Source organism: Microbacterium sp. NPDC056003 (genome assembly GCF_042274785.1).
Taxonomy (GTDB): Bacteria; Actinomycetota; Actinomycetes; order Actinomycetales; family Microbacteriaceae; genus Microbacterium.
Genome location: NZ_JBHJXQ010000001.1, coordinates 812371 through 838038 on the forward strand (window position 1 = coordinate 812371; position 25668 = coordinate 838038).

Annotated in this window: 14 protein-coding genes; 1 reads left to right on the forward strand and 13 read right to left on the reverse strand. The window is 71.1% G+C overall.

Annotation, left to right across the window (positions count from 1 at the left end):
• Nucleotides 1–9: 9 nt before the first annotated feature.
• The 10 genes from ACFC1W_RS03810 to ACFC1W_RS03855 all read right to left on the reverse strand — a co-directional run bounded on the left by ACFC1W_RS03810 (nt 10) and on the right by ACFC1W_RS03855 (nt 16439).
• Nucleotides 10–702 (reverse strand): hypothetical protein, encoded by a 693-nt coding sequence (locus ACFC1W_RS03810; RefSeq protein ID WP_375988810.1) that lies wholly within the window; start codon nt 700–702, stop codon nt 10–12.
• A complete protein-coding gene (locus ACFC1W_RS03815; protein WP_375988813.1) occupies nt 699–2195 on the reverse strand; it encodes a DUF5684 domain-containing protein in 1497 nt (498 codons plus the stop codon). Before ACFC1W_RS03815 ends, ACFC1W_RS03810 begins: the two co-directional genes overlap by 4 nt.
• Nucleotides 2192–4711, reverse strand: coding sequence for a transglutaminaseTgpA domain-containing protein (locus tag ACFC1W_RS03820; RefSeq protein WP_375988816.1), 2520 nt, complete (start codon nt 4709–4711; stop codon nt 2192–2194). Before ACFC1W_RS03820 ends, ACFC1W_RS03815 begins: the two co-directional genes overlap by 4 nt.
• Entirely contained in the window at nt 4708–6081 is a 1374-nt protein-coding gene (locus tag ACFC1W_RS03825) for a DUF58 domain-containing protein (RefSeq protein ID WP_375988818.1), read from the reverse strand. The genes ACFC1W_RS03820 and ACFC1W_RS03825 overlap by 4 nt, the downstream gene beginning before the upstream one ends.
• Nucleotides 6078–7043 carry a MoxR family ATPase gene (locus ACFC1W_RS03830; protein WP_241113018.1) on the reverse strand — a complete coding sequence of 322 codons (966 nt, stop codon included), beginning with the start codon at nt 7041–7043 and terminating at the stop codon, nt 6078–6080. The genes ACFC1W_RS03825 and ACFC1W_RS03830 overlap by 4 nt, the downstream gene beginning before the upstream one ends.
• A 35-nt stretch (nt 7044–7078) precedes the next feature.
• Nucleotides 7079–13027 (reverse strand): Ig-like domain-containing protein, encoded by a 5949-nt coding sequence (locus ACFC1W_RS03835; RefSeq protein WP_375988821.1) that lies wholly within the window; start codon nt 13025–13027, stop codon nt 7079–7081.
• On the reverse strand, nt 13027–14163 hold the full coding sequence (locus ACFC1W_RS03840; protein WP_375988823.1) for a serine/threonine-protein kinase: 1137 nt from the start codon (nt 14161–14163) through the stop codon (nt 13027–13029). The genes ACFC1W_RS03835 and ACFC1W_RS03840 overlap by 1 nt, the downstream gene beginning before the upstream one ends.
• A 136-nt stretch (nt 14164–14299) precedes the next feature.
• A complete protein-coding gene (locus ACFC1W_RS03845) occupies nt 14300–14956 on the reverse strand; it encodes a spermidine/putrescine ABC transporter substrate-binding protein (RefSeq protein WP_241113016.1) in 657 nt (218 codons plus the stop codon).
• Nucleotides 14957–15017: 61 nt separating this feature from the next.
• Nucleotides 15018–15503: a hypothetical protein gene (locus ACFC1W_RS03850; RefSeq protein WP_375988826.1), complete on the reverse strand. Its 486-nt coding sequence runs from the start codon at nt 15501–15503 to the stop codon at nt 15018–15020.
• Nucleotides 15504–16439 (reverse strand): ABC transporter, encoded by a 936-nt coding sequence (locus ACFC1W_RS03855; protein ID WP_375988828.1) that lies wholly within the window; start codon nt 16437–16439, stop codon nt 15504–15506.
• A gap of 173 nt (nt 16440–16612) precedes the next feature.
• On the opposite strand from ACFC1W_RS03855, the gene ACFC1W_RS03860 reads away from it, so the two are divergent.
• Nucleotides 16613–17206: a hypothetical protein gene (locus ACFC1W_RS03860; RefSeq protein ID WP_375988831.1), complete on the forward strand. Its 594-nt coding sequence runs from the start codon at nt 16613–16615 to the stop codon at nt 17204–17206.
• A gap of 105 nt (nt 17207–17311) precedes the next feature.
• Here ACFC1W_RS03860 and ACFC1W_RS03865 read toward each other — a convergent pair whose 3' ends face one another.
• The 3 genes from ACFC1W_RS03865 to rpoB form a co-directional block, all read right to left on the reverse strand.
• Complete coding sequence (locus ACFC1W_RS03865) at nt 17312–17929, reverse strand: hypothetical protein (protein WP_375988834.1); 618 nt, start codon at nt 17927–17929, stop codon at nt 17312–17314.
• A gap of 221 nt (nt 17930–18150) precedes the next feature.
• Nucleotides 18151–22041: a DNA-directed RNA polymerase subunit beta' gene (locus ACFC1W_RS03870; RefSeq protein ID WP_241113011.1), complete on the reverse strand. Its 3891-nt coding sequence runs from the start codon at nt 22039–22041 to the stop codon at nt 18151–18153.
• A gap of 41 nt (nt 22042–22082) precedes the next feature.
• Entirely contained in the window at nt 22083–25580 is a 3498-nt protein-coding gene (gene rpoB / locus ACFC1W_RS03875) for a DNA-directed RNA polymerase subunit beta (protein WP_375988836.1), read from the reverse strand.
• Nucleotides 25581–25668: the final 88 nt, after the last annotated feature.

A 25668-nucleotide genomic window follows, 5' to 3' on the forward strand; every position in this document is an offset into this window, starting at 1 on the left:
CGGTCGCCGTCAGGTCAGCAGGAGCACGAGCGCAGCCGCAGATCCGAGCACCGCGGCCGCCGCGACGAGCACGACGACGATCGTGCGCCGTCGGTCACGGGCTCGTGCCGCACGCTCCACACTCTCATGATCCGGGACCGGGCCCGTGCGCTCGACGCTCGGAGGACGCACCGGTGCCGGGCCGCGGACGGCGGTCACCGGGGGAACCGGGCGCGGCGGGACGGGGGTGCGGAGCGCGTCTGCGTCGGGGATGCGCGCGTCCCGAGCGCCGGGCGCGCGGTCGACGGCACCCGGCCCCCGGCGGGCGTCACGCGACGCGGCCGGCGGGCGGAGCAGGGTCTCCTCGACCTCCGGCACAGTGTCGGTCGCCGCCGCGGACCTGCGCGAGAGCACGGTGTCGTCGTCCGCCACCGCAGGACCGGCGAGGCTGCGGCCCCGAGTCGAGGGGATCGTGTCGTCCGACGTGCCGGGTCCGTCGGGCTCGGACCGACCGCGGCGGCGCACCGACACCACGGTCTCCTCGCCCACCGGGTCCGGCCCGCGACGGCGCCGCGCGGAGATCACCGTCGCCTCGTCGACCGGCTCGGCCGCAGCCCGCCGGCGGGCCCCGATGACCGTCGCCTCGTCGACGGCGCCATCGTCGCCGGGGTGGGCGGGATCCGCCGCAGGGACGGGCGGGTTCGCGGGGTCGGCCGGCGTCATCGGCTCGAATCGTCGGCCAGCAGCCGCAGTTCGGCGTCGCCGAGCAGCAGCCGGGCCGGTGCACGGTGCGCGGCGCCCGGCGGGATCTCCCGCTCGGCCCCGTCCGACGCGATGAGGATCGTGCCGTTGGTCGAGTGCAGGTCGGTCACCGACCACTCGTCACCGTTGCGCTCCAGACGCATGTGGGTCTTCGACACCGTGCCGTCATCGATCACGACGAGCTGCGCGTCCGGGTAGGCCGTACTCGGTGCCGGCCGGCGACCGACGAGCACGATGTCGGCGGCCAGTTCGACCAGACCGCCCGAGGGCAGCACGATCGACCACTTGGCCTTGCGGCGGTTCGCGATCACGGTCTCGTCGACGCCGTCCGGAATCTCGGGCAGCACGTGCTGCGCCGAGACCGACGTGCGCGCCGAGCGCGGGGTGCCGGCATCCGGTGCACCCGCGACCGCGGACACCTCACCGGATGCCTCCGGGAAGGCGTCGCCCTCCGGCAGCGGTGATCGCGCCGGAGCCCACGGCTCCACCTCGGGCGTCGGCCGCGCCGCGGGCACCCGAGTGACCGCGGGACGCTGGTCGGACTCCTCGGGCCGTTCGGCAGCGACGCCGGGCACCGCGGCGATCGGCTGCGGAGCACCGCTGACGGCCGCCGTGACCTCTCCGGTCAGCTCGACGACGGCACCGAGGTCGAAGCCGCCCCAGTTCTGGTTGGCGCGCGCAGAGGATGCGGGCGCGGGCGCGGACTCCTCGTCGAGCACCGGCGACGGGTCGGCCGGTCGGTGGGGCGCGCCGGGGTGTGAGGGCTCGGTGAAGTCGAAGGATGCCGGGGGCACAGGCCGGGACGCGCCGGTCACCGGCACGAAGGAGATCGGCTCCTCCGCGGCGGCGGGAGCGGTGCGAGGTGCGTCCGGCGAAGGTGCGGGCGGCACCGGCGGCACGGGCGGCGCGGGCCGCATGGTGGCCGGCGCGGTGGGGGCCCACGCGTTGCCGGCCGGGGCGGAGGCGGGCGGCAGCGGGGCGGCGCCGGGCGGCGGCGGAGGCGGGCCGGCGTCCGCCGGAGTGGTGCCGGGAACCGGCGCGTCGGTGGGGGCGATGGATCGGCGCACCCCCGGTGCGGGCTCGGCGCCGACCCAGCGGGCCGAGCCGAAGCCGAGGACCGTGGCCCAGACCGGGAAGAGGAGCGCGGCGAGCACGGTCATCCCCGCGCCGTACCCGAACGCGACGTTGACGCGGTAGCAGGCGATCACGACGACGACCCACAGCGCGATGCCGCCGAGCACCGGGACGAGGGCCATCAGCACGAGCCAGGGCGAGAGACCGCCGAGCTGGAGCAGCACGATCACGTTGAGGACCGGAACCCACGCCTTCCAGGCTTCCTCGCCCGACTTTCGGAACACGGCGGACAGCGCGATCGCGGTCCAGACGTAGACGGCGGCGACCGCGAGCAGCGAGATCAGGATCCCGGCGACGGTGGCGGATGCTTCGGCATTCATGGCATGGGGCGCACGGGCTGGACGACCCGGCGCCTCCCCCTCTCGGCGAAACGCGTGCGGGCACCCGTGGCGGGTGCGAGGTGTCGGACGAACGATCTCAACGATACGGTCACGGCAAGCCCTCTCCAGAACCCTCGCTCCTGCGCGAGGCGGCGACGCTCCTCGTCGACCACCCGCCAGTACTGCGCGGCGTCGGCGTCCGTCTCATCTCCGGACGAGAATACGGCGCGATCGGCGGTGTCGGCGAGTTGCAGCCCCGTGTCGGAGCCGAAGCCCGTCGCGAGCTCCCGTCGGGTGTGCGTGCGCGGCGCCTCACGGCCCGCGTCGAGCGCGGCGTCCACGTACTCCTCCCAGCCACCGGCGATGCGGGCAGCGGGTGAGGGGGCGCGGCGTCGTCCGCGTCGGCGCGCCGCCTTCGCCGCGATGACGACGAGGAACGGCCCGAGCGCGAGCCCGAGGATGAGCAGTGCCACGCCGGCGGTGCGCAGGATCGGCCACAGCCACGCGAGGCCGACCCCGGCGTCGTCGGCGGCGGGATCGCCGGAGGCCGAGTCCTCCTGGAGCGGATCGGGCGGCAGGACCTCTTCCACCGTGTCGGGCAGCACCTCCGTGACGACCTCGGGGTCGCGCTGCTCCGTCACGTCGAGGCTGGGCGACTCGGCCCACTGCGGGGTGACGTCGACCGCCACCCAGTCCCCCTCGGCCGACTGCACCTCGGTCCAGGCCGACAGGTCCCGCGCCCGGCACACGCCGTCGCCGCACGACGCGAGGCCCGGCTGGGGCTCGCCGATGCGGGCGCCGAGCACGACCCGCGACGGGAAGCCGAGTTCGCGCGCGATCAGCGCCACGGCGACCGCGAACTGCTCGTCGTCGCCGACGGCCGCGACATAGTTTCCGGAGGCCTGCGCGCGCGGGTCGCCCTCGCGCTCGAGCAGCCGGTCGAACATCGCATCGATGCGGGCGAGCGAGTGCCCCGACGCGCTCGGCTGGAACGCGTAGTCGGGCAGTTGCTCGGCCCACACGGGGAGCGGCTCGCCCTGGCCACCCCTGAGACCGTGGCTGAGATAGCCGCGCTCCCGCAGCAGCGCGACGAGGTCGGCGAGGGCCGCTCCCCCGGTGCCCGAGACGTGGTTCTCGACCCACGCGCGCAGACTGTCCGGCGCGGCCACGTCGCCCGCGGTCGCACCCGGGGCCTCCAGCTCCTCCAGGGCGGGGACCTCCGGCTCGACGCCGTAGGCGGTGTAGCGGTCGCCGGACGCGAGCCCTCCGCCCGCGGTCTGCACGCCGGCCGACGCCGCGGCGTTGTAGTAGAAGCGGTCGGCGAGCGACGCGGCGCGCGGCCCCCGGAACGCGACGCCCGACAGCCGCCCGGCGGTCGGCATCCAGATCCCGCCCAGAGCGTCGATCTCCACGGTGGCTTCGACCGGCGTGCCGGGTCCGGCATCGAGCGACGAGGGCACGCGCACGAAGCGTCCGGCGTCGGCCGCCCCCTCCCCGCCGCTGCGGAACACCTCGCCGTCGTAGGAATCGAGGGTGGCGACGCGCACGCGCTCCGGCGTCGCGGCTCCGGTCGCCACCGTGAACAGCACCTGCTGCACGCGGTCGTCCTCGAACAGAGCGCGGTACTCGGCGAGCGGGCTCACGGCTGCCGAGAGGTCGACCTCGGGTCCGACCGCCGTGCGCAGCACCTCGCGTTCCGCCCCTCGCGCGGCGAAGGGAACGACGCCCACGGCGAGCACGAGCGCCGCCGCGACCATGCCCGCGCCGAGCGCCGAGCGCCGCCGGTCGGCCCGTGACGGGCGACGCGAGATGCGGACGCCGCTCGACGCTGCGGCGCGCTGCAGCGCGCGAAGGCGCTCGTCGTGCGTGCGCCAGGCCAGCCACAGCAGACACGACAGCAGGCTCAGCGCGCCGAGTGCAGTCTCGGCGGGCGCGTAGAGCGTGAGCGGCCCGATCTCGATGGGCGTGCTCACCGTCGTGCGTCCGAAGAAGAGCCCGAACGAGACCATCCCCAGCGCGACGGGGACGGCCGCATAGGCGATGCGATCCTCGCGCCACGCGAGCAGAAGCAGGAGGCAGGTCCCCCCGAGGAAGACGATCAGCGCCGGGACCAGGAGGTTGCGGTACGAGCCGACGGGCAGCTCGACGGTGACGAGGTCCTTCCAGCCCAGCAGCGCACCCGAGGCGAGCTCGCTGAATCCGCGCAGGAGGTCGCTCGGGCCGCCGAGCCGCGACGGCACCGCCAGTGGGACGCCGACGACGAGGAAGACGCCGGCCAGCGCTCCGGCGACGATCCAGCCGCTCCACCGCAGCCGTGCGGCCACCGCCGCGAGCGCCGCGGCGATCGACACCGCGACTGCGACCAGCAGCCCGAACGCGGCCGAGTGGTAGATCGGCCACGCGGCCGCCGCTGCCACACCGACGACCACGAGGGCGAACAGGCTCCCGACGACGATGCGCGGGACCAGGACCGGCCGCCGCTCGGCCGCGGGCGCGGCATCCCGATTCGCGCTCATGCCGTCGCTCCGCGCAGCAGGAGACCCGACAGGTCATCGAGGGTGCCGACGGTGAGCACGGTCAGGGCGGAGAGCGGCTGCATCCGCGGGTGCGCCCGCTCGTCGCAGATCACCGCGACGACGCTCGTGTCCGCCGAGAAGGCGAGGGCGGCCTGCTGCAGCCGCGTGAGGGTGACGTGGGACCCGACGACGACGAAGGCGATCGACAGGCGGTCCCCCGACTCGGCGGTGAGCCGGCAGACGTCCGCGATGGGCATGGTGCTCTCGAGCATCGTCACGCCGCTGAAGCCGTCGAGCATGGGGCGTGGGGAGCCGGCCGGGATGTGCCGGATCGCCCGGAGGCGACCGCGGACCACGCGCGGGATCTCCGACCCCGTGACGATCTCGACATCGCGCGCGTCGCGGACCGCGCGCAGGCCGAGCGAGGCGGCGCACGAGACGGCCAGCTCGAACTCGTCGGGATCGGCGTACTCGTGCTCTGCGACGCCCAGCACGACCGCCATGCGCGAACGCCGCGACTCCTCGTACTGGCGCACCATCAGCCGCCCGGTCTTGGCGGTCGACTTCCAGTGGATCTGCCGGCGGGAGTCTCCGGGCGCATACTCGCGGATCGCGTGGAACGACATGTCGGAGTCGACGAGCCGGCGGGTGGGGCTGCCCTCGAGGTCGCGGATCAGGCCCGCGCTCGTGGAGGGGAGGGAGGTCGTGCGCGGGTGCACATAGACGTCGTGCACGTCCTCGAACGCGTGCTCGCGGCGCAGCAGGCCGATCGGGTCGCTGCGCACGGTCGTCGCGGGTCCGACGGTCACGATGCCGCGACGCAGGCCGGGGATGTCGAGCGGCTGCGAGACGGTGTGGCCGGGGCGCAGCAGCGGAACGCCGAACTCCACGAGACCCGCGCCGACGGGGATGTCGAGGCGACCCGGCAGGGCGATGCGGTGCCCGTCGTTGCGCACGACGATCTCACCGGTCACGCCGTCGCCGGCGACGACCCGCTCATGTGTGAGCGACAGGTCGACGTCGTACGAGCGGGCGCCGAAGAGGAAGGGGACGGATGCTGCGACCAGCACGAGCGCGGCCACGCCCGCCACCATCCACTCGACCCAGCCGAAGACGATGCCCACCGCGAGTCCCGCCGTCGCGGCGAGCACGACCAGCACCCCGGCCGGCCGGATCGTCCGCGCGGCCCACCCGGCCGCCGTCGCGATCCCGCGGGTGAGGGCTGTCCATGCGCCGACGAACCACACCACGACCCCTACGAGGGCGCGCGACCGCCCGTCCGACGCCACCGAGGTGGCGGTGACGGTCGTTCGGCCCGACGACCCCGTCGAGACGGAGGTCCGGGTGAGGCGGGACTCGGTCAGGCTCATACGGCCTCGCGGCGACTGGGCGGCGCGACGTCGAGCAGGACCTGGCCGATCACGGCCTCCTGCGTGACGCCGTCGAACTCGGCCTCGGGGTGGAGGATCAGGCGGTGCGAGAGCACGGGCACGGCGAGCGCCTTGACGTCGTCGGGCGTCGCGTAGGTGCGTCCCTGCGACACCGCGCGCGTGCGGGTCGCGCGCGTGAGGGCGAGGGCGCCGCGGATGCTGACCCCCAGGCGCACCTCGTCGGCCGACCGGGTGCTGTCGACGAGGCGGGCGATGTAGTCGAGCACGAGGGCGTCGACGTAGACCTGGGCGGCGAGGTCGGCCATGCCCACGAGCGCCTGCGGGGTGATGATCGGCGCGAGGTCGGCCGTCGCGACCGCGGCGCCGTCGAGGATGCGCACGGTGGCGGCGTGGTCGGGGTAGCCGAGCGAGGTGCGCATCATGAAGCGGTCGAGCTGGGCCTCGGGCAGGCGGTAGGTGCCGGCCTGCTCCACCGGGTTCTGCGTCGCCAGCACCAGGAACGGCACCCCCACCTGGCGGGTGACGCCGTCGATCGTGACCCGGCCCTCCTCCATCACCTCGAGCAGCGCCGACTGCGTCTTCGGGCTCGCGCGGTTGATCTCGTCGGCGAGCACGATGTTGGCGAAGATCGGTCCGGCATGGAACTCGAACACGCCCTCTTTCTGGTCGTACACGCTGATGCCGGTGATGTCGCCGGGCAGGAGATCGGGGGTGAACTGGATGCGCGTGTTCGTCCCCTGCACCGACTGCGCCATCGCCCGCGCGAGCGACGTCTTGCCCGTGCCGGGGACGTCTTCGAGCAGCACGTGACCCTCGCTGAGCATGGCGGTCAGGACCAGCTCGACCATGTGCCGCTTGCCGAGCACGGCGCGCTCCACGTTGTCGGCGAGCTGCCCGAACGTCTGGGCGAACCAGGTCGCCTGCTCCTGCGTGATCGTCATGTGCTGTCCTCGTTCATCTGACTGGGTCGAAGGGGTCACGGCGTGGGCTCCGGCGGCGCGCCGGGATCGCAGTCGGCGCCGAGGGTCTGCGACGCGGGCGCGAGGTTCCACGCGGCGTTCCACGAGACCGTCACCTGGAGGCCCTCCACGCGGGTCGCTCCCGCGGGCACGGTCCAGGTTCCCGCGGTGTACGGAAGAGCCGCACCCGCCGCATCGTAGAAGACGGCGCCGGCGTCGGACCACGCGATGCCGGCCTCGCCGTTGCTCGACGAGCTCGTCAGCGACAGGGGCGCTCCCGCCACGCAGGAGCCGACGGCCCAGCGCGCCTGCACCTGGTACGGCGCGCTGCCCGGCGCGGGCACCACGGGCCCGCGGTCGGACTCGGTGCCCCAGATCCGATGACGGAAGAACACGCGGATGCCGGGATCGCGGTCGTACACCGACGTTCCCGGACCCCAGCGCTCGTACACCACCACGTTGAAGCGCGGCGGGGCCTGACCCGGCGCGGGGTCGTCGACGATCCGCCAGCGGGCGGCCTGACCCTCGACCACGGGGTCGGGCGCGACACGGAAGGTGTAGCCCTGCGGGGCCGCGCCGGACTGCTGGGCGCGCACCGTCTCGTCGGCGGACGCCGCGCCGAACGAGGAGCCGTCGTACCAGGACTCCACGCACACGTAGTAGCGGTAGTCACGGCCGTCCTCCATACCGGCGAACGAGGCGCGGTCGCCGCCCGCGACCGGGGTGCAGGACCCCCGCTCGTCGTAGGGGACGATGCCGAAGCGCAGCTGCGACCCGGTGCCGTTGGGCTGGGCCGTCGCCACGGCGTCGATGGTCGACCGTCCGTCGCCCGTCGACCGCGAGACGAGCGAAAGAGTGACGTTGAGGGGCGCGCCCACGCCGTTGGCCGTGATCGTCGTCGCCGTGCCGTTGGGCTGTCCGCCGAGCCCGGGCGGGAGTGCGAAACGAGAGAGGGGCGTGATCGTGACGGGGTTGGCCGCATTCGATCCGACGCGGAAGCTCGGGACGCGCACGGTGACGTCGTTACGGCCGACGGCGACGCGCTGCGTCTCGCCGACCGCGCTCACGATCTCGAGAGTGCCCGTCTCTGCGGCATCCACACCCTCGACGAGCAGCGAGATGATGCCGCCCTCTCCCGTCGCCGTCGCGACCGGCGCCCAGGTGATCCGCGTCGGCGCGGACGGGGTGTCGTACGCCCACGCGACGGTGCGCACGCCGGTGCGCGACTCGCCCACGCCGTTGACCGCGATCGCTTCGTACGTGCGCTCCTCGCCGTTGGGCGCGGTGATGGGCGCGCACACGCCGTCGGCGGAGCAGTCGCTGACCTTCTGCCCGTTCCAGCGGACGACGAAGCCCGACAGCGCCGGGTACGCGAGGCGGGACTCGCCCGGGTCGACGCGCAGCGTCACCGTCTGGTCCGCGTAGGCGGTCTGCACGACGCTCGCCGGCGCCTTGGGGTACCCGAGCAGGTCGAGGAGCAGCCGGCCGTCGCGCTCGCCGCTCGTGGTGCGGTTCTGCGCGTCGCGCACGGAGAACGTCGCCGAGCACGTCGCACCGGGGGCGTCGCCGCTCCACGACGCCACGACGGACGTCGGGGAGGCGATCTCGAACGTCACACCGACGCAGGCGCCGGTCGCACGCACATCGACGACCTCGAGCGGAGTGCGCGGCAGCGGGTTGACCTCGCCGCCGACGCCGACCACCGAGATGGTGCACGAGGTGCCGCTCGCCTGCGAGCACTGCTGGGTGGTCGAGCCGCCCTGCGGGAGCGTCGACGGAGCCGCGCCGACCCGCAGGATGAGTCGCACCGGGGCGACCTCCTCGTGGCTCGTCACCGACACGATCGCCGCCTCCTCCGAGCCGGGAACCGCGGTGTCGCGTCCGGTCACCGTGACGATCGATCCCTCGAGCGACACGTCGAACGTCGCGTCCGGGTAGTCGAGGTCGTACCGGATGCCCTCCCAGTCCTGCCGCAGCTGCCACGAGGTCATGTCGCGCAGGTCGAACGTCGAGGTCTCGCCCGGCCCGACGGTCATCGAGCCGGCCCTCAGCACCGGCTGCGGGTCGAGCGCGTTCACGACGATGGGCACGGAGAGATAGGTCCAGTCGTCCTGACCCTCGAGCCTGACCGGCACCTGGCACGAGTCGGCCCACGGACCGCCGGGACCGGAGTCGTACCGCACGGACGTGCCGTCCTCGGCGACGCACGCCGCCTCCGCGCGCGCGCCCGACGCGCGCACGTCACGGCCGACTTCGAGCGTGGTGCCGCGGGGCTTGGCCACCAGGTCGGCCATGTCGAACGTCACCGACTCGAGCTCCGTCACCTCCGGCGCGGCCGCCCCGGAGCGGATCGAGAGCGCCAGGTCGTCGTCGCCCGGCACGCGCAGGAATGCGTACGTGGTCACTGGACCGTTGATGCCCTCGCCGGTCACGGCGAAGGGGATCAGGCGGGTCTTCGCAGGCAGCGCGCCGCTGATGTCCCAGCCGTCGACGTCGATGCCGGGCGGATCGCCCCACAGCGACACCTCGAGGTCCGAGACGTCACCGCCCGACCAGGTGGCCTTCTCGTCCAGCACGTCGACGCCGTCCGGGAAGTCCTCGCGCGTCTCGGCGGTGAGGATCGTGTCGGCGACGACCGGGTAATCGGGCACGTTCTCGCGGACGACCTTGACCACGATCAGACCGCGACCGGTGTTGCCGGAGCTCGATTCGACGTCGTAGAGGAACGACATCGTCGTCGGCTCCTCGCCTGCTTCGATGACGACGGTCGCGCCGTCGGTGCGGCGGACGCGATCCTCGAGCCGGTCGAACTCGGGGTTGTCGGTGCCGTCCAGAAGCGTCTCGGGAAGGTCGGGACGCACCGCGGTCACCGACAGCGTGCCGAGAGTCGGGTCGACGTCGTTGGCCAGCGGGCTGACTCGGATGGTGTTGCCGTCGCCCGCCTGCACCTGGACGTAGTCGGTGAATGTCACGGGGCTGGGGTTCGATTCGCCGTCCAGCACGCCGATGCGCACTCGGGCCTCGCCGGTGTCCCCGAAGGCGTCGACGACGCTGTACCGGAACGTCACCTGACCCTTGTCGCCGGGAACGCTCGAGTAGACGATCGACTTGCCGTCCGCCGAGATCGTCGCCGCACCGCGCTCCGGCTGCGTGACGATGCGGTCCAGCGTGACGACATCGCCATCGGGGTCCATGCCGAAGCCGTCGAACTCGATGAGCGCCGACGCCCCGCTGAGCACGCGGCCCTCGAGCCGGTCGGGAACGGGCGCCCGGTTCACCTCGTCTTCGAGCACGCGGATGCGCACGACCGCGTCGTCGGCGAGTGCCGGAGCGCCGGTCGTGAAGACGCTGTAGTCGACCGCGTACTCGCCCGGCTCGTCGGGCGCGAGGTAGCGCAGCAGGTCGCCGGAGGCGAACGCGAGCGCATCGTCGGTCGAGGAGACGACGGAGGCCGGGTTCAGCGTGGGGCGTCCGCCCGCGGGCGAGATGTCGTTCTCCAGGACGGGGATGTCGATCTGGGCGCCGGCACGCACGACGACGGTGTCGTCGACGGCGATGGGCGCGAGCTCGGGGGCGAGCGGAAGCAGATAGACGGTCGCCTCGCCCACGACTCGTGAGCCGGCGTCCTCGGTGCCGTCGCTGACGACATAGCTCACCGTGCCGAGGCGGCCGGGCTCGCCGGTCACCGTCGTGCCCGAAACGCGGAGGTTGCTCTGACCGACGGTGTCGACGGTCAGCGAGGCACCCTCTTCGGCATCCGCGACGACATCGCTGAGCAGCAGGACGCGCCGCGTGGGGTTCGAGACCGCCGCAAAGACGTCGAGCGTCGCATCCTGCTGGGGGTGGACGAAGGCGACCACGGGCGACGTCGCCAGGTCGGCCGGGGCATCCGCCGGCAGCAGGGTGATGCGGGCCGTGCCGGTCGCTTCGCTCGTGCCGTCGGTGACGGTGAAGTCGACGCGGAAGGTGCCGGGTTCCTTCGCCGAGAAGTCGAACTCGGTCGTGCCGTCGGCCGCCGTGGCCGTGGCCTCCGCGTCGTCGAGCACGCGCACCGAGTCGAGCCTCAGCAGGCCGGCCGTGCCCGTCACGTGCGGCGCGATGTCGACGGTCAGCGCGGTGTCGACCGTGTCGACGACCGCGAAGGAGTGCACCTCAAGCAACGGCTCGGGCGACACCGTCACGACGAGGGACTTCCGGGTGGTCGCCCCTTCGGTGTCGGCGATCGTGACGACGAGCTCGACCTGCTGCTCGGCCCCGCTCCCGTCGTCGCTGTGCTGGTAGACGACGTCGCCCGACGGCGTCGCGGCCACGCTGCCCACCGCGCTCGTGTTCTCGACCGACAGCAGGAGGAGCGGGTCGCCCTCGGGGTCGACCCAGCCGGGCAGCACCGGCACGGTGATGGTGCCTCCGCGCGCGACCTCGGGCTCGGGCCATTCGACGAGGCAGCGTTCGACGCCGCACCACTGCGGAGCCGTGTTGACGGATGCCGCGGCCGCCGTCAGCGTGACCGTCGTCGCGTCGGAGAAGAGACCGGACGTGGCGGTTCCGTCGGTCACCGCATATGAGAATGTCGCCGAGCCGGTCGCCTCCGGCGTCGTGCGCACCGCCAGCCGCTGCCCGTTGTCGGTGATGGACACCGTGCCGAAGGCGGGATCGAGGCCCGAGACCGATGCGGGGTCGATGCTCAGCACGTCCTCGTTCGGGTCGTGGTCGTTCATCAGCACCGGCAGAGTGGTGAGGCTCCCCGCGCGCACCCCGAACGCATCGGGCTCGGCGATCGGGGGCTTCGGGTCGATGACGACCGCCAGCTGATCGTCGCTCGGCACGGCGTCGGACTCGGTGCGGTCGTCGAGCGACCAGTCCTGGCTCGACTCGATGAGCCGGCCGTCGGGGACGGTCCACGCCCAGCCCGACCGGGTGTCGTTGAGGATGACGGCGCGGTCGCTCGCGACGAACGTCGGGCGCCGTTCGTCGGCGAGCTCTTCGCCGCCGTAGTCCAGCGTGGTGGACCCGCCGTCCGACCTCCACAGCGACCCGCCCTCCGCACCCGCCCCGAGCCACGCGGCATAGACGGTGCCGTCCTGGACGATCGGCCGCGCCGGAACGCCCAGCGGCGCGTCCGGGTCGCCGGCCTCGGTCTGCGGGGCCGTGCCGTCGGCGGGCACGCGCACCAGCACCGAGTCGTCGGCGAGGTAGACGCTCTCGCCGGCCGGATCGGGCTCGCCGACGATCAGACCGCCACTCGCCACGGTCTGCGTGGGGCCTTCCGCTCCACGCAGCCACACGTCGCCGCTCTCGGTGTCGGCGACCGCCCACACGTCTCCGGCCGCGGTGATCGCCGGCGCGGCGATGTCGTCTGCCTCGATCGGGTCGCGGCCCGCCACCTCGCCGGCCTCGATGTCGTACCGAAGCACGGAGGCGTCCTCTCGGGAGTAGGCGAAGAGGATGCCGCGGTCGTCGACGACGATCGCGTCCGCGCTGTACTGCGGCGCATCCTCGTCCTCCGAGGGGAAGGGGTCGAGCCGGGCCGGGTCCCCGGCGGACAGCAGCCCCGCGAACACCACGCCGGCGTCGGTACGGTAGGCGACGAAGTCGCCCGCGGTGGCCACCTCGGTCGTGCCTGCGGGCGTGGACGCCGACGCGCGCAGGGCCTCGTCATCGAGATCGGTCGGCAGCGACTCGTCGATGCGGGTGACCTTGCTGAGGCTGTCGCTGAAGATGTAGGCGGCATCGCCGCTCTGCACGACGCGGTCGGGATTGCTGATCCCGCGCACGGTATCGAGCTCCCGCACGGAGGTGTTCACGCGCGCGTACTGGCGACCGTCGCCCGTCTGCAGCGCCCACACGGCGGTGTCGACGTCGGGGGTCTCCTGCGCATCGAGACCGGGCCAGATCACACTCGCCCCGATGACCACGGCGGCGACCGAGACCGAAGCGACCAGACCGGCGACCGTGCGGCGGCGCATCACAGCACCCCCGTCGCGAACAGCGCGACGAGCACGGCGGCACCCGCCACGGTGAGTCCGAACACTCCGCCGACGATCCACGGCACGGCGCTGCGCCGCGCGGGTCCGGGCGCCGAGAACTCGGTGTCCTCGTCGCGGGCGAGCCCCGAGACCCCCGTCGTGGCACGGCGCTTCCGCACCGAGTCGCGCTCCAGGTGCGAGCGCGCGGGACCGCGGAGTGCGGAATCGGTGAAGTCGACGCCGGCGGATGCGGGCGCCCACTCCTCCTCGGGGATCTCGAGTGAGGTCGGCGACAGCCCCAGCTCCGCCTGCACGTCGCGCAGCGCCTCGGCGAAGGCGCGCGCCGAGGCGTATCGGCGGGCGGGGTCGCGGTTCATCGCAGTCGCCAGCACCGTCTGCAGCGATGCCGGCACGTCGGCGCGCGCGATCTCGGTGTAGCTTGCGCGTGCGATGCGGCGGCGGAGCAGGTCCTTCGTGTTCTGGCCGCGCTCACGCCGCTCGAACGGACTGTGCCCGGCGAGCAGGGAGTACACCGTGGCGCCCAGGCTCCAGACCTCGCTGGCGATGGAGCCGGCTGTCTGCTCGGCCACGACCTCGGGCGCGCTCCACGGGATCGACATGGCCAGGACTTCGTCGGCGCTCTTCTGGATGAGCGACGACGAGATGCCGAAGTCGGCCAGCACCGGCGTGCCGAACGTCGTGATGAGGATGTTGCTCGGCTTGACGTCGCGGTGCACCAGTCCGGCGCGGTGCGCCGACTCGAGGGCACCCGCCATGCGCACGCCGATCGTGAGGACCTCGTCGACCGGGATGCGCTCGATGCGGTACCGCTGGGCCAGTGACCCGGGGCAGTACTCCATCACGATGTAGGGACGGCCGTCGGCCGAGATCCCCGCCTGGTAGACAGTCACGATGGAGGGGTGCGCCGAGAGGTGCGCGAGCACGTCGGCCTCGGCGTTGAACATGCGACGCAGGTCGGGATCGCGCACGTCGCTGGGCAGCACCTTCACGGCGACGTTGCGGCGGGGCATGTCCTGCTCGTAGAGGAAGACGTCGGCGAAACCGCCCGAACCGAGGGGACGGATGTACGCGAGTCCCGGCAGAATCGGCGGCGCGGAGGGGAGCCTGGTGGCCACGACCCCTCCTTCGGTTGTCCTGCCGCCGAAAGAGCCGGCATGCCGATCGCACAGCAAACTCGGCCATGCTAACAAAGTCGTCTCCATGAGCCTGTGCACACCCTGATGCTGTGGACGGCAGACGGTCTCTGCGGGGCTAGCCCGTCGACGGATCGTGCGGGTCGAACGGCGCGTCGAGCGACCGCGCGAGGTCCTCGAGCATCGCCTCTATCTGCGGCTCGACGTATTCGGTGATCGCCGCCTGGATGCGCAGGCGGTGGTGCAGCAGGATCGTGCACACCTCGCGGCCGACCATGTTGGCGTAGTCGTCGGCGAGTCCGACCTCCTGCCGCAGAGCAGCCTTCGCCTCATCGCTCAGCGGTGGCAGCGCCGGGATGTGCGCGTCCGCCTCCTCCGCCAGCCCGGAGATCGTGAACAGGAAGGGGGCACCGGGCACCGGGTCGGGGTCGAGCGGCAGTCCTTCGTACTCGGGCTCGAGGTTCTCGGCCGGCCGATAGCTGCGGGATCGGTTGCGCGCGGCCTGCTGGTCGAGCTCGGCCTGCAGCATCGGCAGGTTCAGCGAGGTGTACTCCGCCACCGCGCGGTCGACGATGGTCTTGATGCGCGTCGAAAGGCCGTGCTGCACCCCGTGCGGGACGTCGGCCCCGAGACCCGCAGCCGACAGCACCGGCGACCCGAAGCAGCGGCGGCACGGGGCGACCCGGCCGCGGTGCGTGGCGGGCTCCCACCGAGGCAGCCACGCCAGCCAGGCGTCCACCGCCTGGCTGACCTGCGTCTCGAGCGAGCGCTCCACGAGTCCACGGTAGTACCGCACGACCGCCTGTGCCGGGATTCCGCGGATCCCGTGTAGCCGGTCATTCGTCGAACTCGTCCTCCCACGGCCAGCGCGGACGCTGTGCGCGCGTGCGGACGAGCGCGATACCCGCCCACCCTGCGACGAATCCCGCCGCCCCGATGACGAGTCCGAACCACGAGGTGGCGATGCGGCCGGCGACGGCGGAGGCGATCGCAAGGTCCGTCCCCGTCGCGAGGGCCCCGATCCACACCCCGCCCACATAGCCTGCGAAGCACGCGATCGCGGTCCAGGCCGCGCCCCAGAACGAGGCGGGCCGACGACGCACCGTCGCCCAGAGTGCTCCGGCGAACGCCGCCGTCGACACGAGGCTGGCGACGATGCCCGGAGCCTGACCGAGTCCGGGCGTGGCGATGACGTCCTGTCCGGTCGCGAGGCTGGTCATCCCGAGCCCGAAGATCAGGAGCGCGATGTAGCCGACGGTCGCGAAGACGAGCGCCGTCACCGGGCGGACCGGACCGCCCGTCGACTGCGGCTCAGTGGACATCTACTGCCGGACGAGCTGTGGCCCCGCCTCGAGGGTGCGCTCGTACTCGCGCTGGGCTTCGACGTTGAGCTCGGTGACGCGCTTGCCGCGCGAGGCCGCCCAGGCGCCGAACCAGATCGTGAGCTCCCGACCGATGATGAAGGCGGCGATCGCGAGCGGGGCGAGGATGTGCTGCTCCATGAGCTCCGCCCCCTGCGAGGCGGTGATGTTCCAGAACTGCTCCTGGAACAGCTGGCCCAGCAGGTATCCGCCCCACGAGGCGAAGCCGACGAGCAGCCCGAAGATCACCCAGGAGCCCCAGCGGCCGCGGTTGATGATCGCGCCGAGCAGCCAGAACGAGAGGAAGAAGACGATGACGGGAACCCACAGCACCCAGGACGACAGTGCGGCGAGCGCGTGCCCGGCGATGTCGTCTACGTTCAGCTCGCCCGCGATGCCCGCCAGTGCGAGCCACACCCCGAAGTAGAGCACAGCGAACCCGAGCGCGGCGACGAGGCCGATCGCTCCCGCAGCGGCTCGGTTGCCGCGCGGGCGCGGCGCCTCCGGCGCCTGGACGAAGATCGGCTGCGGTGCCACCGGAGAGGCGACGACGGTCTCGGCGACGGGCTCGCTCGGGGTGACCGCAGGGGCCACCGCGACCGTCTCGGCGCTCGAGTCGTAGACGGCGGTATCGGCTGCCGGCGCGGGAGCCCGGTCGTACTGCAGCGACGCCGCCTCGGCGGAGTCCCACGGGTCGGGCTCGGCCGGTGCGGCCGCCGCGGCCGGCTCGGCGGGAGCGTCCGACGGTGGAACAGCCGGTGCGGCCACGCCGGGATCGGCGGACTCGGCCCGAACGGCCTCCGCCTCTGCCAGCCCCTCATGCGCACGGCCGACGACATCACCCTCGGGCGTGGGCTCTTCGACCGGCTCGCCGTAGGTCGACTTCGAGTCACTCATCGCAGGCACTCCTCACGCGGGGTTCGGTCCCGCACAGCGAGAGTAGCCCGGGGTGCGCCTCGCGGCCGGAAGCCATGCCGACGCGATTCCGCACTGTTTCACACGGTTCCGGTGACGGCGCCTGGTCGGCGCGCTGGCCGTCGCACGCCGGGACGACGACCTAGGGTGGGCGCATGGCCCACCGAACGTCGCGGCTCGCCGCCGCAGCGGCATCCCTCCTCCTCGCGATGGCCGCGCTCTCCGCCTGCGCCGCCGAGACGACCGGCGGCGCCGACCCGACTCCGACCACGCAGGCCGAGACGACGGACGCGACCCCCATTCCGACGGTCACCGCCAGTCCCACGGCGGCGCAGGTCGAGATCCCCGACGACTGCCGCGCGATCCTCAACGCCTCGGTGCTCGCCGAGCTCGCCGATGTGCCGCTGAACGACCCTGCGTTCGGCCCTTCCGGCCTCCAGAGCGACGGCAGCCTGATCTGCGTGTGGCGCGACCCGGCCGCCGACACGACCGGCCTCATCACGACGGTCGCCTACGTCTCGCGGGGCCCGGCGCTCGACCTTCTGAACGGGCTCGCCGACGACGAGGACTTCACCTGCTACACCCCCGACGGCGGCACGCGATGCGAGAAGACGTGGGAGAACGAGACGTATCCGGTGACCGACGGCCGCACTCTGTTCTGGCGCGACGGCATCCTCATCGATACGCAGTTCTCCAACCTCGCGCCCGCGGGCTACACCTCGGCGATCGTGTCGAGCATCTTCGGCTGACCCCCGCTCCCCCGTGTCTCGATCCGGCTCGCGCCGGTCACCCGTGTCTCGTCACGCCGCTGAGCGCCCACTCGACAACCGCTTCGGGTGCTCGGCTCGCGCCGGTCACCCGAAGACCTGGCGCTCCAAGCGGGCACCGTAGTCCTCGGGATGCCACGCCGACTCGACGCTCGCCAGCCACAGCCCGTCGCGGAAGACGTGGGTCTCCGTCTCGCGCCCGGCGCGTCCTGCGCAGTGGAGCCCCGCGTCGCTCATCGCGCACGAGAAGCCCTGCCCTCGCAGCGCCGCCTCGGCGAGCGCGGGCGCCGCCTCGTCGACGGCGGCGAGCGTCGACACGACCGTGCCCCCGTCGGGCGCAGCCCAGTGGCACGTCACGCGCACGTCGGGGGTGAGCACCTCGAGGAGCGTGGGCACGGTCGTCGACGGCGGGTCGAGGTCCTGGTCGAGGACCGTGCGGCCGGTCCAGGTCATCTCGTTCCACAGGCTGTCCGAGTAGAGCGTGCGACAGTCCAGGCGGTTCCCCTCCGCCGCCTGTCGCGCGGGCGTGTCGACCTGCGTCGGCTGCGGGCGCGGCGAGGTCGCGTTTCGGAGCATGTCGCCGGCCCACGCCACGGTGACCGGCACCATCGGCAGAGAGAGCCAGACCAGCGCGCCCACGATCGCCGCGCACCCGAGGCCGACGGGCACGGCGATCCACGAGTTGCGTCCACCCACCCGTGCCATGGCCCCCACCACCTCCCTGTCCACGGTAAGCGCCGGGGGACGGATGCCGCGGCGCGGCGCGCAGCGGACGTCAAAGCCCCCGGAAACGACGAAGGGCCCCGGCGAACCGGGGCCCTTCGCTACCACTCAGCGTTTAGATCTCGATACGGCGCTGGAGCGCCTACTCGATCTGAGTCGATCGCGCATCAACGCGGGCTTCGCTCGCATTGATCCGCATCGACTCAGTTGTAGTTGCCGCTGAAGTCGCCGTCCGTGGAGAAGCTGTCGAAGTCGACGTAGCTGAGGTCGGCGTCCGAGTAGGCGCCGTCCGAGGCGAAGATGCGGTTGGGGTACCGCTCGCTCTTGGCCTCCTCCGTCGCCTCGACCGAGACGTTGCGGTACTTCGCAAGTCCGGTTCCGGCGGGGATGAGCTTTCCGATGATGACGTTCTCCTTGAGGCCGAGGAGCGGGTCGCTCTTGCCCTCCATGGCGGCCTGCGTCAGGACGCGGGTCGTCTCCTGGAACGATGCGGCCGACAGCCACGACTCCGTCGCAAGCGACGCCTTCGTGATGCCCATGAGCTCCGGGCGACCCGACGCGGGGCGCTTGCCCTCGGCCACGGCCTCGCGGTTCATGCTCTGGTAGCGCTTGAAGTCGACCAGCTCGCCCGGGAGCAGCGTGGTCTCGCCGTGGTCGACCACGGTGACCTTGCGCAGCATCTGGCGGACGATGACCTCGATGTGCTTGTCGTGGATCGGCACACCCTGCGAGCGGTACACGCCCTGCACGCCGTTCACGAGGTAACGCTGCACCTCGCGGGCGCCCATGACGCGCATGACCTCCTTGGGGTCGAGCGTGCCCACCAGGATCGGCTGACCGACCGTGACGTGCTGTCCGTCCTCGACCAGGAGCGTCGCGCGCTTCAGGACCGGGTAGACGTGCGGCTCGTCGCCGTTGTCGGGCGTGAGGATGACCTTCTTCGCCTTGTCGGTCTCGTCGATCGTGATGCGGCCGTCCGACTCGGCGATCGGGGAGGCACCCTTCGGGGTGCGCGCCTCGAACAGCTCCTGCACGCGGGGCAGACCCTGCGTGATGTCGTCGGCCGACGCCGAGCCACCGGTGTGGAAGGTGCGCATCGTCAGCTGGGTACCGGGCTCACCGATCGACTGGGCGGCGATGATGCCGACCGCCTCGCCGATGTCGACGATCTTGCCGGTGGCCAGCGACCGGCCGTAGCACTTCGCGCAGACGCCGACGGCGGACTCGCACGTGAGCACCGAGCGCACCTTGATGGACTCGACGCCACCGGCGACCAGCTTGTCGATGAGCACGTCGCCCACGTCGTCGCCCGCCGCGGCGAGGACCTCGCCCTGGGGGCTGACGACCTCAGCGGCCAGCGTGCGGGCGAACACCGAGTTCTCGACGTTCGCGTCACGCAGCAGCGTGCCGTCCGAGCCCACAGCCGCGATCGGCAGCTCGAGGCCCTTGGTCGTGCCGCAGTCCTCCTCGCGGATGATGACATCCTGCGAGACGTCCACGAGACGACGCGTGAGGTAACCCGAGTCGGCCGTACGGAGGGCCGTGTCGGCCAGACCCTTGCGGGCACCGTGCGTCGCGATGAAGTACTCCGCCACCGACAGACCCTCGCGGTACGAGGAGATGATCGGACGGGGGATGATCTCACCCTTGGGGTTGTTCACCAGGCCTCGCATGCCCGCGATGTTGCGGATCTGCAGCCAGTTACCACGAGCACCCGACGACACCATGCGGTTGATGGTGTTGTCCTCCGGGAAGTTGTCGCGCATCGCCTTCTGGACGGCGTCGGTCGCCTCGGTCCAGATCTTGATGAGCTCCTGGCGACGCTCGGCGTCGGTCGTGAGACCCTTCTCGAACTGCGCCTGGACCTTCGCGGCCTGCTTCTCGAAGCCGGCGACGATCTCGCCCTTGTTCGGCGGGGTGAGGATGTCGCTCAGCGCCACGGTGACACCCGAGCGGGTGGCCCAGTAGAAGCCGGCGTCCTTGATGCGGTCGAGCGAAGCAGCGACCTCCACCTTTGGGTACTCCTCGGCCAGCTTGTTGACGATCTGCGACAGCTTGCCCTTGTCTGCCTGCTCGCGGACGAACGGGTAGCCCTTGGGGAGCGTGTCGTTGAAGATCGCCTGACCCAGCGAGGTCTCGACGAGGCCGTTGCGCTCGTACGCGGCGATGCTCTCGGCCGTCTCGCCCTCGGACTCGAGGAACGTCATGCCGGGGATGCGGATGCGGACCTTGGCCTGCAGGTCGAGGGTGCCCTCGTCCTTGGCCAGGATCGCCTCGCCGACCGAGCCGAACACGCGGCCCTCACCCTTCGCGCCCTCCTTGACCGTGGTCAGGTGGTGCAGACCGATGATCATGTCCTGCGAGGGCAGGGTCACCGGGCGGCCGTCCGACGGCTTCAGGATGTTGTTCGAGGCGAGCATCAGGATGCGTGCCTCGGCCTGGGCCTCGACCGACAGCGGCAGGTGCACGGCCATCTGGTCACCGTCGAAGTCGGCGTTGAACGCCGCGCAGACGAGCGGGTGCAGCTGGATGGCCTTGCCCTCGACCAGCTGGGGCTCGAAGGCCTGGATGCCGAGACGGTGCAGCGTGGGCGCACGGTTGAGCAGCACGGGACGCTCGCGGATGATCTCCTCGAGCACGTCCCACACCTCGGGACGGGTGCGCTCGACGGCGCGCTTGGCGGCCTTGATGTTCTGCGAGTGACCGAGGTCGATCAGGCGCTTGATCACGAACGGCTTGAACAGCTCGAGGGCCATCTGCTTGGGCAGACCGCACTGGTGGAGCTTGAGCTGGGGTCCGACGATGATGACCGAACGACCCGAGTAGTCCACGCGCTTGCCGAGCAGGTTCTGGCGGAACCGGCCCTGCTTTCCCTTGAGCATGTCGCTCAGGGACTTGAGGGCGCGGTTGCCGGTGCCGGTGACGGGACGACCGCGGCGGCCGTTGTCGAACAGCGCGTCGACGGCCTCCTGCAGCATCCGCTTCTCGTTGTTGACGATGATCTCGGGAGCACCGAGGTCGATCAGGCGACGGAGGCGGTTGTTGCGGTTGATCACGCGACGGTAGAGGTCGTTGAGGTCGGAGGTCGCGAAGCGGCCACCGTCCAGCTGCACCATCGGGCGCAGCTCCGGCGGGATCACCGGGACGACGTCGAGCACCATCGAGGCCGGGCTCATACCGGTCTGCAGGAACGAGTTGACGACCTTGAGACGCTTGATCGCACGGATCTTGCGCTGACCCTTGCCCTCCGAGATCTGCAGGTGCAGGTTCTCGGACTCGGCCGCCAGGTCGAAGGCCTCGAGGCGGCGCTTGATCGACTCGGCGCCCATGTGGGCCTCGAAGTACTGACCGAAGCGGTCCTGAAGCTCGTGGAAGATCTCGTCCTCGCCCTTGAGCGCGCCGACCTCGAGCGTGCGGAAGTCCTCCCACACGCGCTCGAGACGGGCGATCTGGTCGTCCGCGTTCTTGCGGATCGAGGCCATCTCCTTCTCGGCGGCGTCCTTGACCTTCTTCTTCTGGTCGGCCTTGGCGCCTTCCTCCTCGAGCGCGGCGAGCTCCTCCTCCAGCTTCTGGAGGCGGGTCGCGATGCGCGAGTCGCGGCGGTCGGCCAGCGTCTTCAGCTCGAGACGGATGTTGTTCTCCTGCGTCGGGAGGTCGCGGTGGCGCGCCTCCTCGTCGACGGAGATCACCATGTACGCGGCGAAGTAGATGACCTTCTCGAGGTCCTTCGGCGCCATGTCGAGCAGGTAGCCCAGGCGTGACGGGACGCCCTTGAAGTACCAGATGTGGGTGACGGGCGCGGCGAGCTCGATGTGGCCCATGCGCTCGCGGCGGACCGAGGACTTGGTGACCTCGACGCCGCAGCGCTCGCAGACGATGCCCTTGAAGCGCACGCGCTTGTACTTGCCGCACGCGCACTCCCAGTCACGCGAGGGCCCGAAGATCTGCTCTCCGAAGAGGCCGTCCTTCTCGGGCTTCAGCGTGCGGTAGTTGATGGTTTCGGGCTTCTTGACCTCACCGAACGACCAACGACGGATGTCGTCGGCAGTGGCCAGGCCGATGCGAAGCTGATCGAAAGTGGTTGATTCGAGCACTGGTTCTCCTGTGTCGGAAATTCGTTCGTTACCTGGCGCGCTTAGATCTCGTCGATCGACGAGGACTCGAAGCGGCTGGAGATGTTGATACCGAGCTCTTCTGCGGCGCGGAAGGCGTCGTCGTCGGTGTCACGGAGGTTGACCGCCGTGCCGTCGGCCGAGAGCACCTCGACGTTCAGGCAGAGCGACTGCATCTCCTTCATGAGGACCTTGAACGACTCGGGGATCCCGGGCTCCTGGATGTTCTCGCCCTTGACGATCGCCTCGTACACCTTGACGCGGCCGAGGATGTCGTCGGACTTGATCGTGAGGAGCTCCTGGAGCGCGTACGCGGCGCCGTAGGCCTCGAGGGCCCACACCTCCATCTCACCGAAGCGCTGACCGCCGAACTGGGCCTTACCACCGAGCGGCTGCTGGGTGATCATCGAGTACGGGCCCGTCGACCGCGCGTGGATCTTGTCGTCCACGAGGTGGTGCAGCTTCAGGATGTACATGTAGCCCACCGAGATCGGCGCCGGGAACGGCTCGCCGGAGCGGCCGTCGAACAGCTGCGTCTTTCCGCTCGAGTCGATCAGGCGCACGCCGTCGCGGGTCGGGGTCGTCGAGTCGAGCAGACCGGCGATCTCCTCCTCGAAGGCACCGTCGAACACCGGCGTGGCGACCTTGGTGCCGGCCGGAGCCTCGAGCGCCTGCTCGGGCAGACGGGCGGCCCACTCGGGGGTGCCCTCGACCTTCCAGCCCTGCTTCGCGATCCACCCGAGGTGGGTCTCGAGGACCTGGCCGAAGTTCATTCGACCCGGGATGCCGAGCGGGTTGAGGATCACGTCGACCGGGGTGCCGTCCGCGAGGAACGGCATGTCCTCGATCGGGAGGATCTTCGCGATGACGCCCTTGTTGCCGTGACGGCCGGCCAGCTTGTCGCCCTCGGTGATCTTGCGCTTCTGGGCGATGTAGACCACGACGCGGCGGTTGACGCCCGAGCCGAGCTCGTCGTCGCCGTCCTCGGCGTTGAACTCCTTGACCGCGATGATCGTGCCCTGCTCACCGTGGGGGACCTTCAGCGACGTGTCGCGCACCTCGCGGCTCTTCTCGTTGAAGATCGCGCGGAGCAGACGCTCCTCGGCCGACAGCTCGGTCTCACCCTTGGGCGTGACCTTGCCGACGAGGATGTCGCCGGGACGCACCTCGGCGCCGATGCGGATGATGCCGCGCTCGTCGAGGTCCTTCAGCAGGTCGGGGCTCACGTTGGGGAGGTCGCGCGTGATCTCCTCCTTGCCGAGCTTCGTGTCGCGGGCGTCGACCTCGTACTCCTCGATGTGGATCGAGGACAGGGTGTCGTCCTTCACGAGGTCCTGGCTGAGGATGATGGCGTCCTCGAAGTTGTGACCCTCCCACGTCATGAACGCGACGAGGAGGTTCTTGCCGAGCGCGAGCTCGCCGTTCTCCGTCGCCGGGCCGTCGGCGATGACCTCGCCGACCTCGACGCGGTCGCCGGCCGAGACCACGACGCGCTGGTTGTAGCTCGTGCCCTGGTTGGAGCGGTCGAACTTGCGCAGGAAGTAGTCCTGGGTGCCGCCCTCGTCGAGCTGCACGGTGACCACATCGGCCGAGACCTCGAGGACCACACCGGCCTTCTCGGCGGTGACCACGTCACCGGCGTCGATGGCCGCGAAGCCCTCCATGCCGGTGCCGACCACGGGCGACTCCGAGCGCAGCAGCGGAACAGCCTGGCGCTGCATGTTCGCACCCATGAGCGCGCGGTTGGCGTCGTCGTGCTCGAGGAAGGGGATGAGCGAGGTCGCGACCGACACCATCTGGCGCGGCGAGACGTCCATGTAGCCGATCTCCTCGGCGTGGAACAGGTCGACCTCGCCACCCTGGCCGCGGCGGGCCAGGATGCGGTCCTGCGCGAAGTGGCCGTCGGCCTTCAGCTCGACGCCCGCCTGAGCGACGATGTAGTCGCTCTCCTCGCTGGCAGTGAGGTAGTCGATCTGGTCGGTGACCTTGCCGTCGACGACCTTGCGGTACGGCGTCTCGATGAAGCCGAACGCGTTGATGCGCGCGAACGATGCGAGCGAGCCGATCAGACCGATGTTCGGGCCTTCCGGCGTCTCGATCGGGCACATGCGGCCGTAGTGCGAGGGGTGGACGTCACGGACCTCGACGCCGGCACGCTCACGCGACAGGCCGCCAGGGCCGAGCGCCGACAGGCGGCGCTTGTGGGTCAGGCCCGCGAGCGGGTTGTTCTGGTCCATGAACTGCGAGAGCTGCGAGGTTCCGAAGAACTCCTTGATCGCTGCCACGACGGGGCGGACGTTGATCAGGGTCTGCGGCGTGATCGCCTCGATGTCCTGCGTGGTCATGCGCTCGCGGACGACGCGCTCCATGCGCGACAGACCGGTGCGGACCTGGTTCTGGATGAGCTCGCCGACCGCGCGGATGCGACGGTTGCCGAAGTTGTCGATGTCGTCGACGTCGAGCCGGATCTCGGCGGGCTTGCCGGCGCGGATGCCGTCGAACGTGACGTCGCCGCGGTGGAGGCGGACGAGGTACTTGATGGTCGCGACGATGTCGTCGACCGTGAGCACCGAGTCGGTCAGCGGCTTGTCGAGGCCCAGCTTCTGGTTGATCTTGTAGCGACCCACCTTGGCCAGGTCGTAGCGCTTCGGGTTGAAGTAGAAGTTGTCGAGCAGCGCGCGGGCGGCCTCGGCGGCGACCTGCTCGCCCGGACGGAGCTTGCGGTAGATGTCGCGGAGCGCGTCTTCCTTGGTGAGGATCGTGTCCTTCGACAGCGTCTCCTCGATCGACTCGAAGCCCGCGAACTCGGTGAGGATGTCTTCGCTGGTGAGGCCGAGCGCCTTGAGGAAGACGGTCACCGACTGCTTGCGCTTGCGGTCGATGCGCACACCGACCTGGTCGCGCTTGTCGATCTCGAACTCGAGCCACGCACCGCGGCTCGGGATGACGCGCGCCGACACGATGTCCTTGTCGGACGTCTTGTCGGGGGTCTTGTCGAAGTAGACGCCGGGCGAACGGACGAGCTGCGACACGACGACGCGCTCGGTGCCGTTGATGATGAACGTGCCCTTGTCGGTCTGGAGCGGGAAGTCGCCCATGAAGACCGTCTGGGTCTTGATCTCACCGGTCTGGTGGTTCATGAACTCGGCCTCGACGTAGAGCGGGGCCGCGTACGTCTTGCCGCGCTCCTTGCACTCCTCGATGGAGTACTTCTCGGGCTCGAGGTACGGGTTCGTGAACGAGAGCTGCATCGTCTCGCTCAGGTCCTCGATGGGGCTGATCTCCTCGAAGATCTCCTCGAGGCCGCTGACCTCGGGGACATCCGCACGACCGGCCGCCTGGGCCTCGGCGACGCGCGTCTTCCACGCGTCGTTGCCGACCAGCCAGTCGAAGGACTCGGTCTGAAGCGCCAGCAGGTCGGGGACCGTCAGCGTGTCGGAGATCTTGGCGAACGAGAGGCGGGATGCTCCGCGGCCGTTCTTGGGGGTGGTGGTGGTGGATGCGTTGCGCGCAGCAGCCAAGGGGATTACCTCCGTGGGCCCGGGTAGGGCTCGTTTCCTTGTCGTCAGGTGTGGAGTGCTCAGTCGTCCCCGATTGCCCGCGCGTCAC

Excerpts from the sequence above, each read along its gene's own strand:
- ACFC1W_RS03810 (WP_375988810.1), bottom strand. The coding sequence starts at position 702 with ATGACGCCGGCCGACCCCGCGAACCCGCCCGTCCCTGCGGCGGATCCC.
- ACFC1W_RS03815 (WP_375988813.1), bottom strand. The coding sequence starts at position 2,195 with ATGAATGCCGAAGCATCCGCCACCGTCGCCGGGATCCTGATCTCGCTG.
- ACFC1W_RS03820 (WP_375988816.1), bottom strand. The coding sequence starts at position 4,711 with ATGAGCGCGAATCGGGATGCCGCGCCCGCGGCCGAGCGGCGGCCGGTC.
- ACFC1W_RS03825 (WP_375988818.1), bottom strand. The coding sequence starts at position 6,081 with ATGAGCCTGACCGAGTCCCGCCTCACCCGGACCTCCGTCTCGACGGGG.
- ACFC1W_RS03830 (WP_241113018.1), bottom strand. The coding sequence starts at position 7,043 with ATGACGATCACGCAGGAGCAGGCGACCTGGTTCGCCCAGACGTTCGGG.
- ACFC1W_RS03835 (WP_375988821.1), bottom strand. The coding sequence starts at position 13,027 with ATGCGCCGCCGCACGGTCGCCGGTCTGGTCGCTTCGGTCTCGGTCGCC.
- ACFC1W_RS03850 (WP_375988826.1), bottom strand. The coding sequence starts at position 15,503 with ATGTCCACTGAGCCGCAGTCGACGGGCGGTCCGGTCCGCCCGGTGACG.
- ACFC1W_RS03855 (WP_375988828.1), bottom strand. The coding sequence starts at position 16,439 with ATGAGTGACTCGAAGTCGACCTACGGCGAGCCGGTCGAAGAGCCCACG.
- ACFC1W_RS03860 (WP_375988831.1), top strand. The coding sequence starts at position 16,613 with ATGGCCCACCGAACGTCGCGGCTCGCCGCCGCAGCGGCATCCCTCCTC.
- ACFC1W_RS03865 (WP_375988834.1), bottom strand. The coding sequence starts at position 17,929 with ATGGCACGGGTGGGTGGACGCAACTCGTGGATCGCCGTGCCCGTCGGC.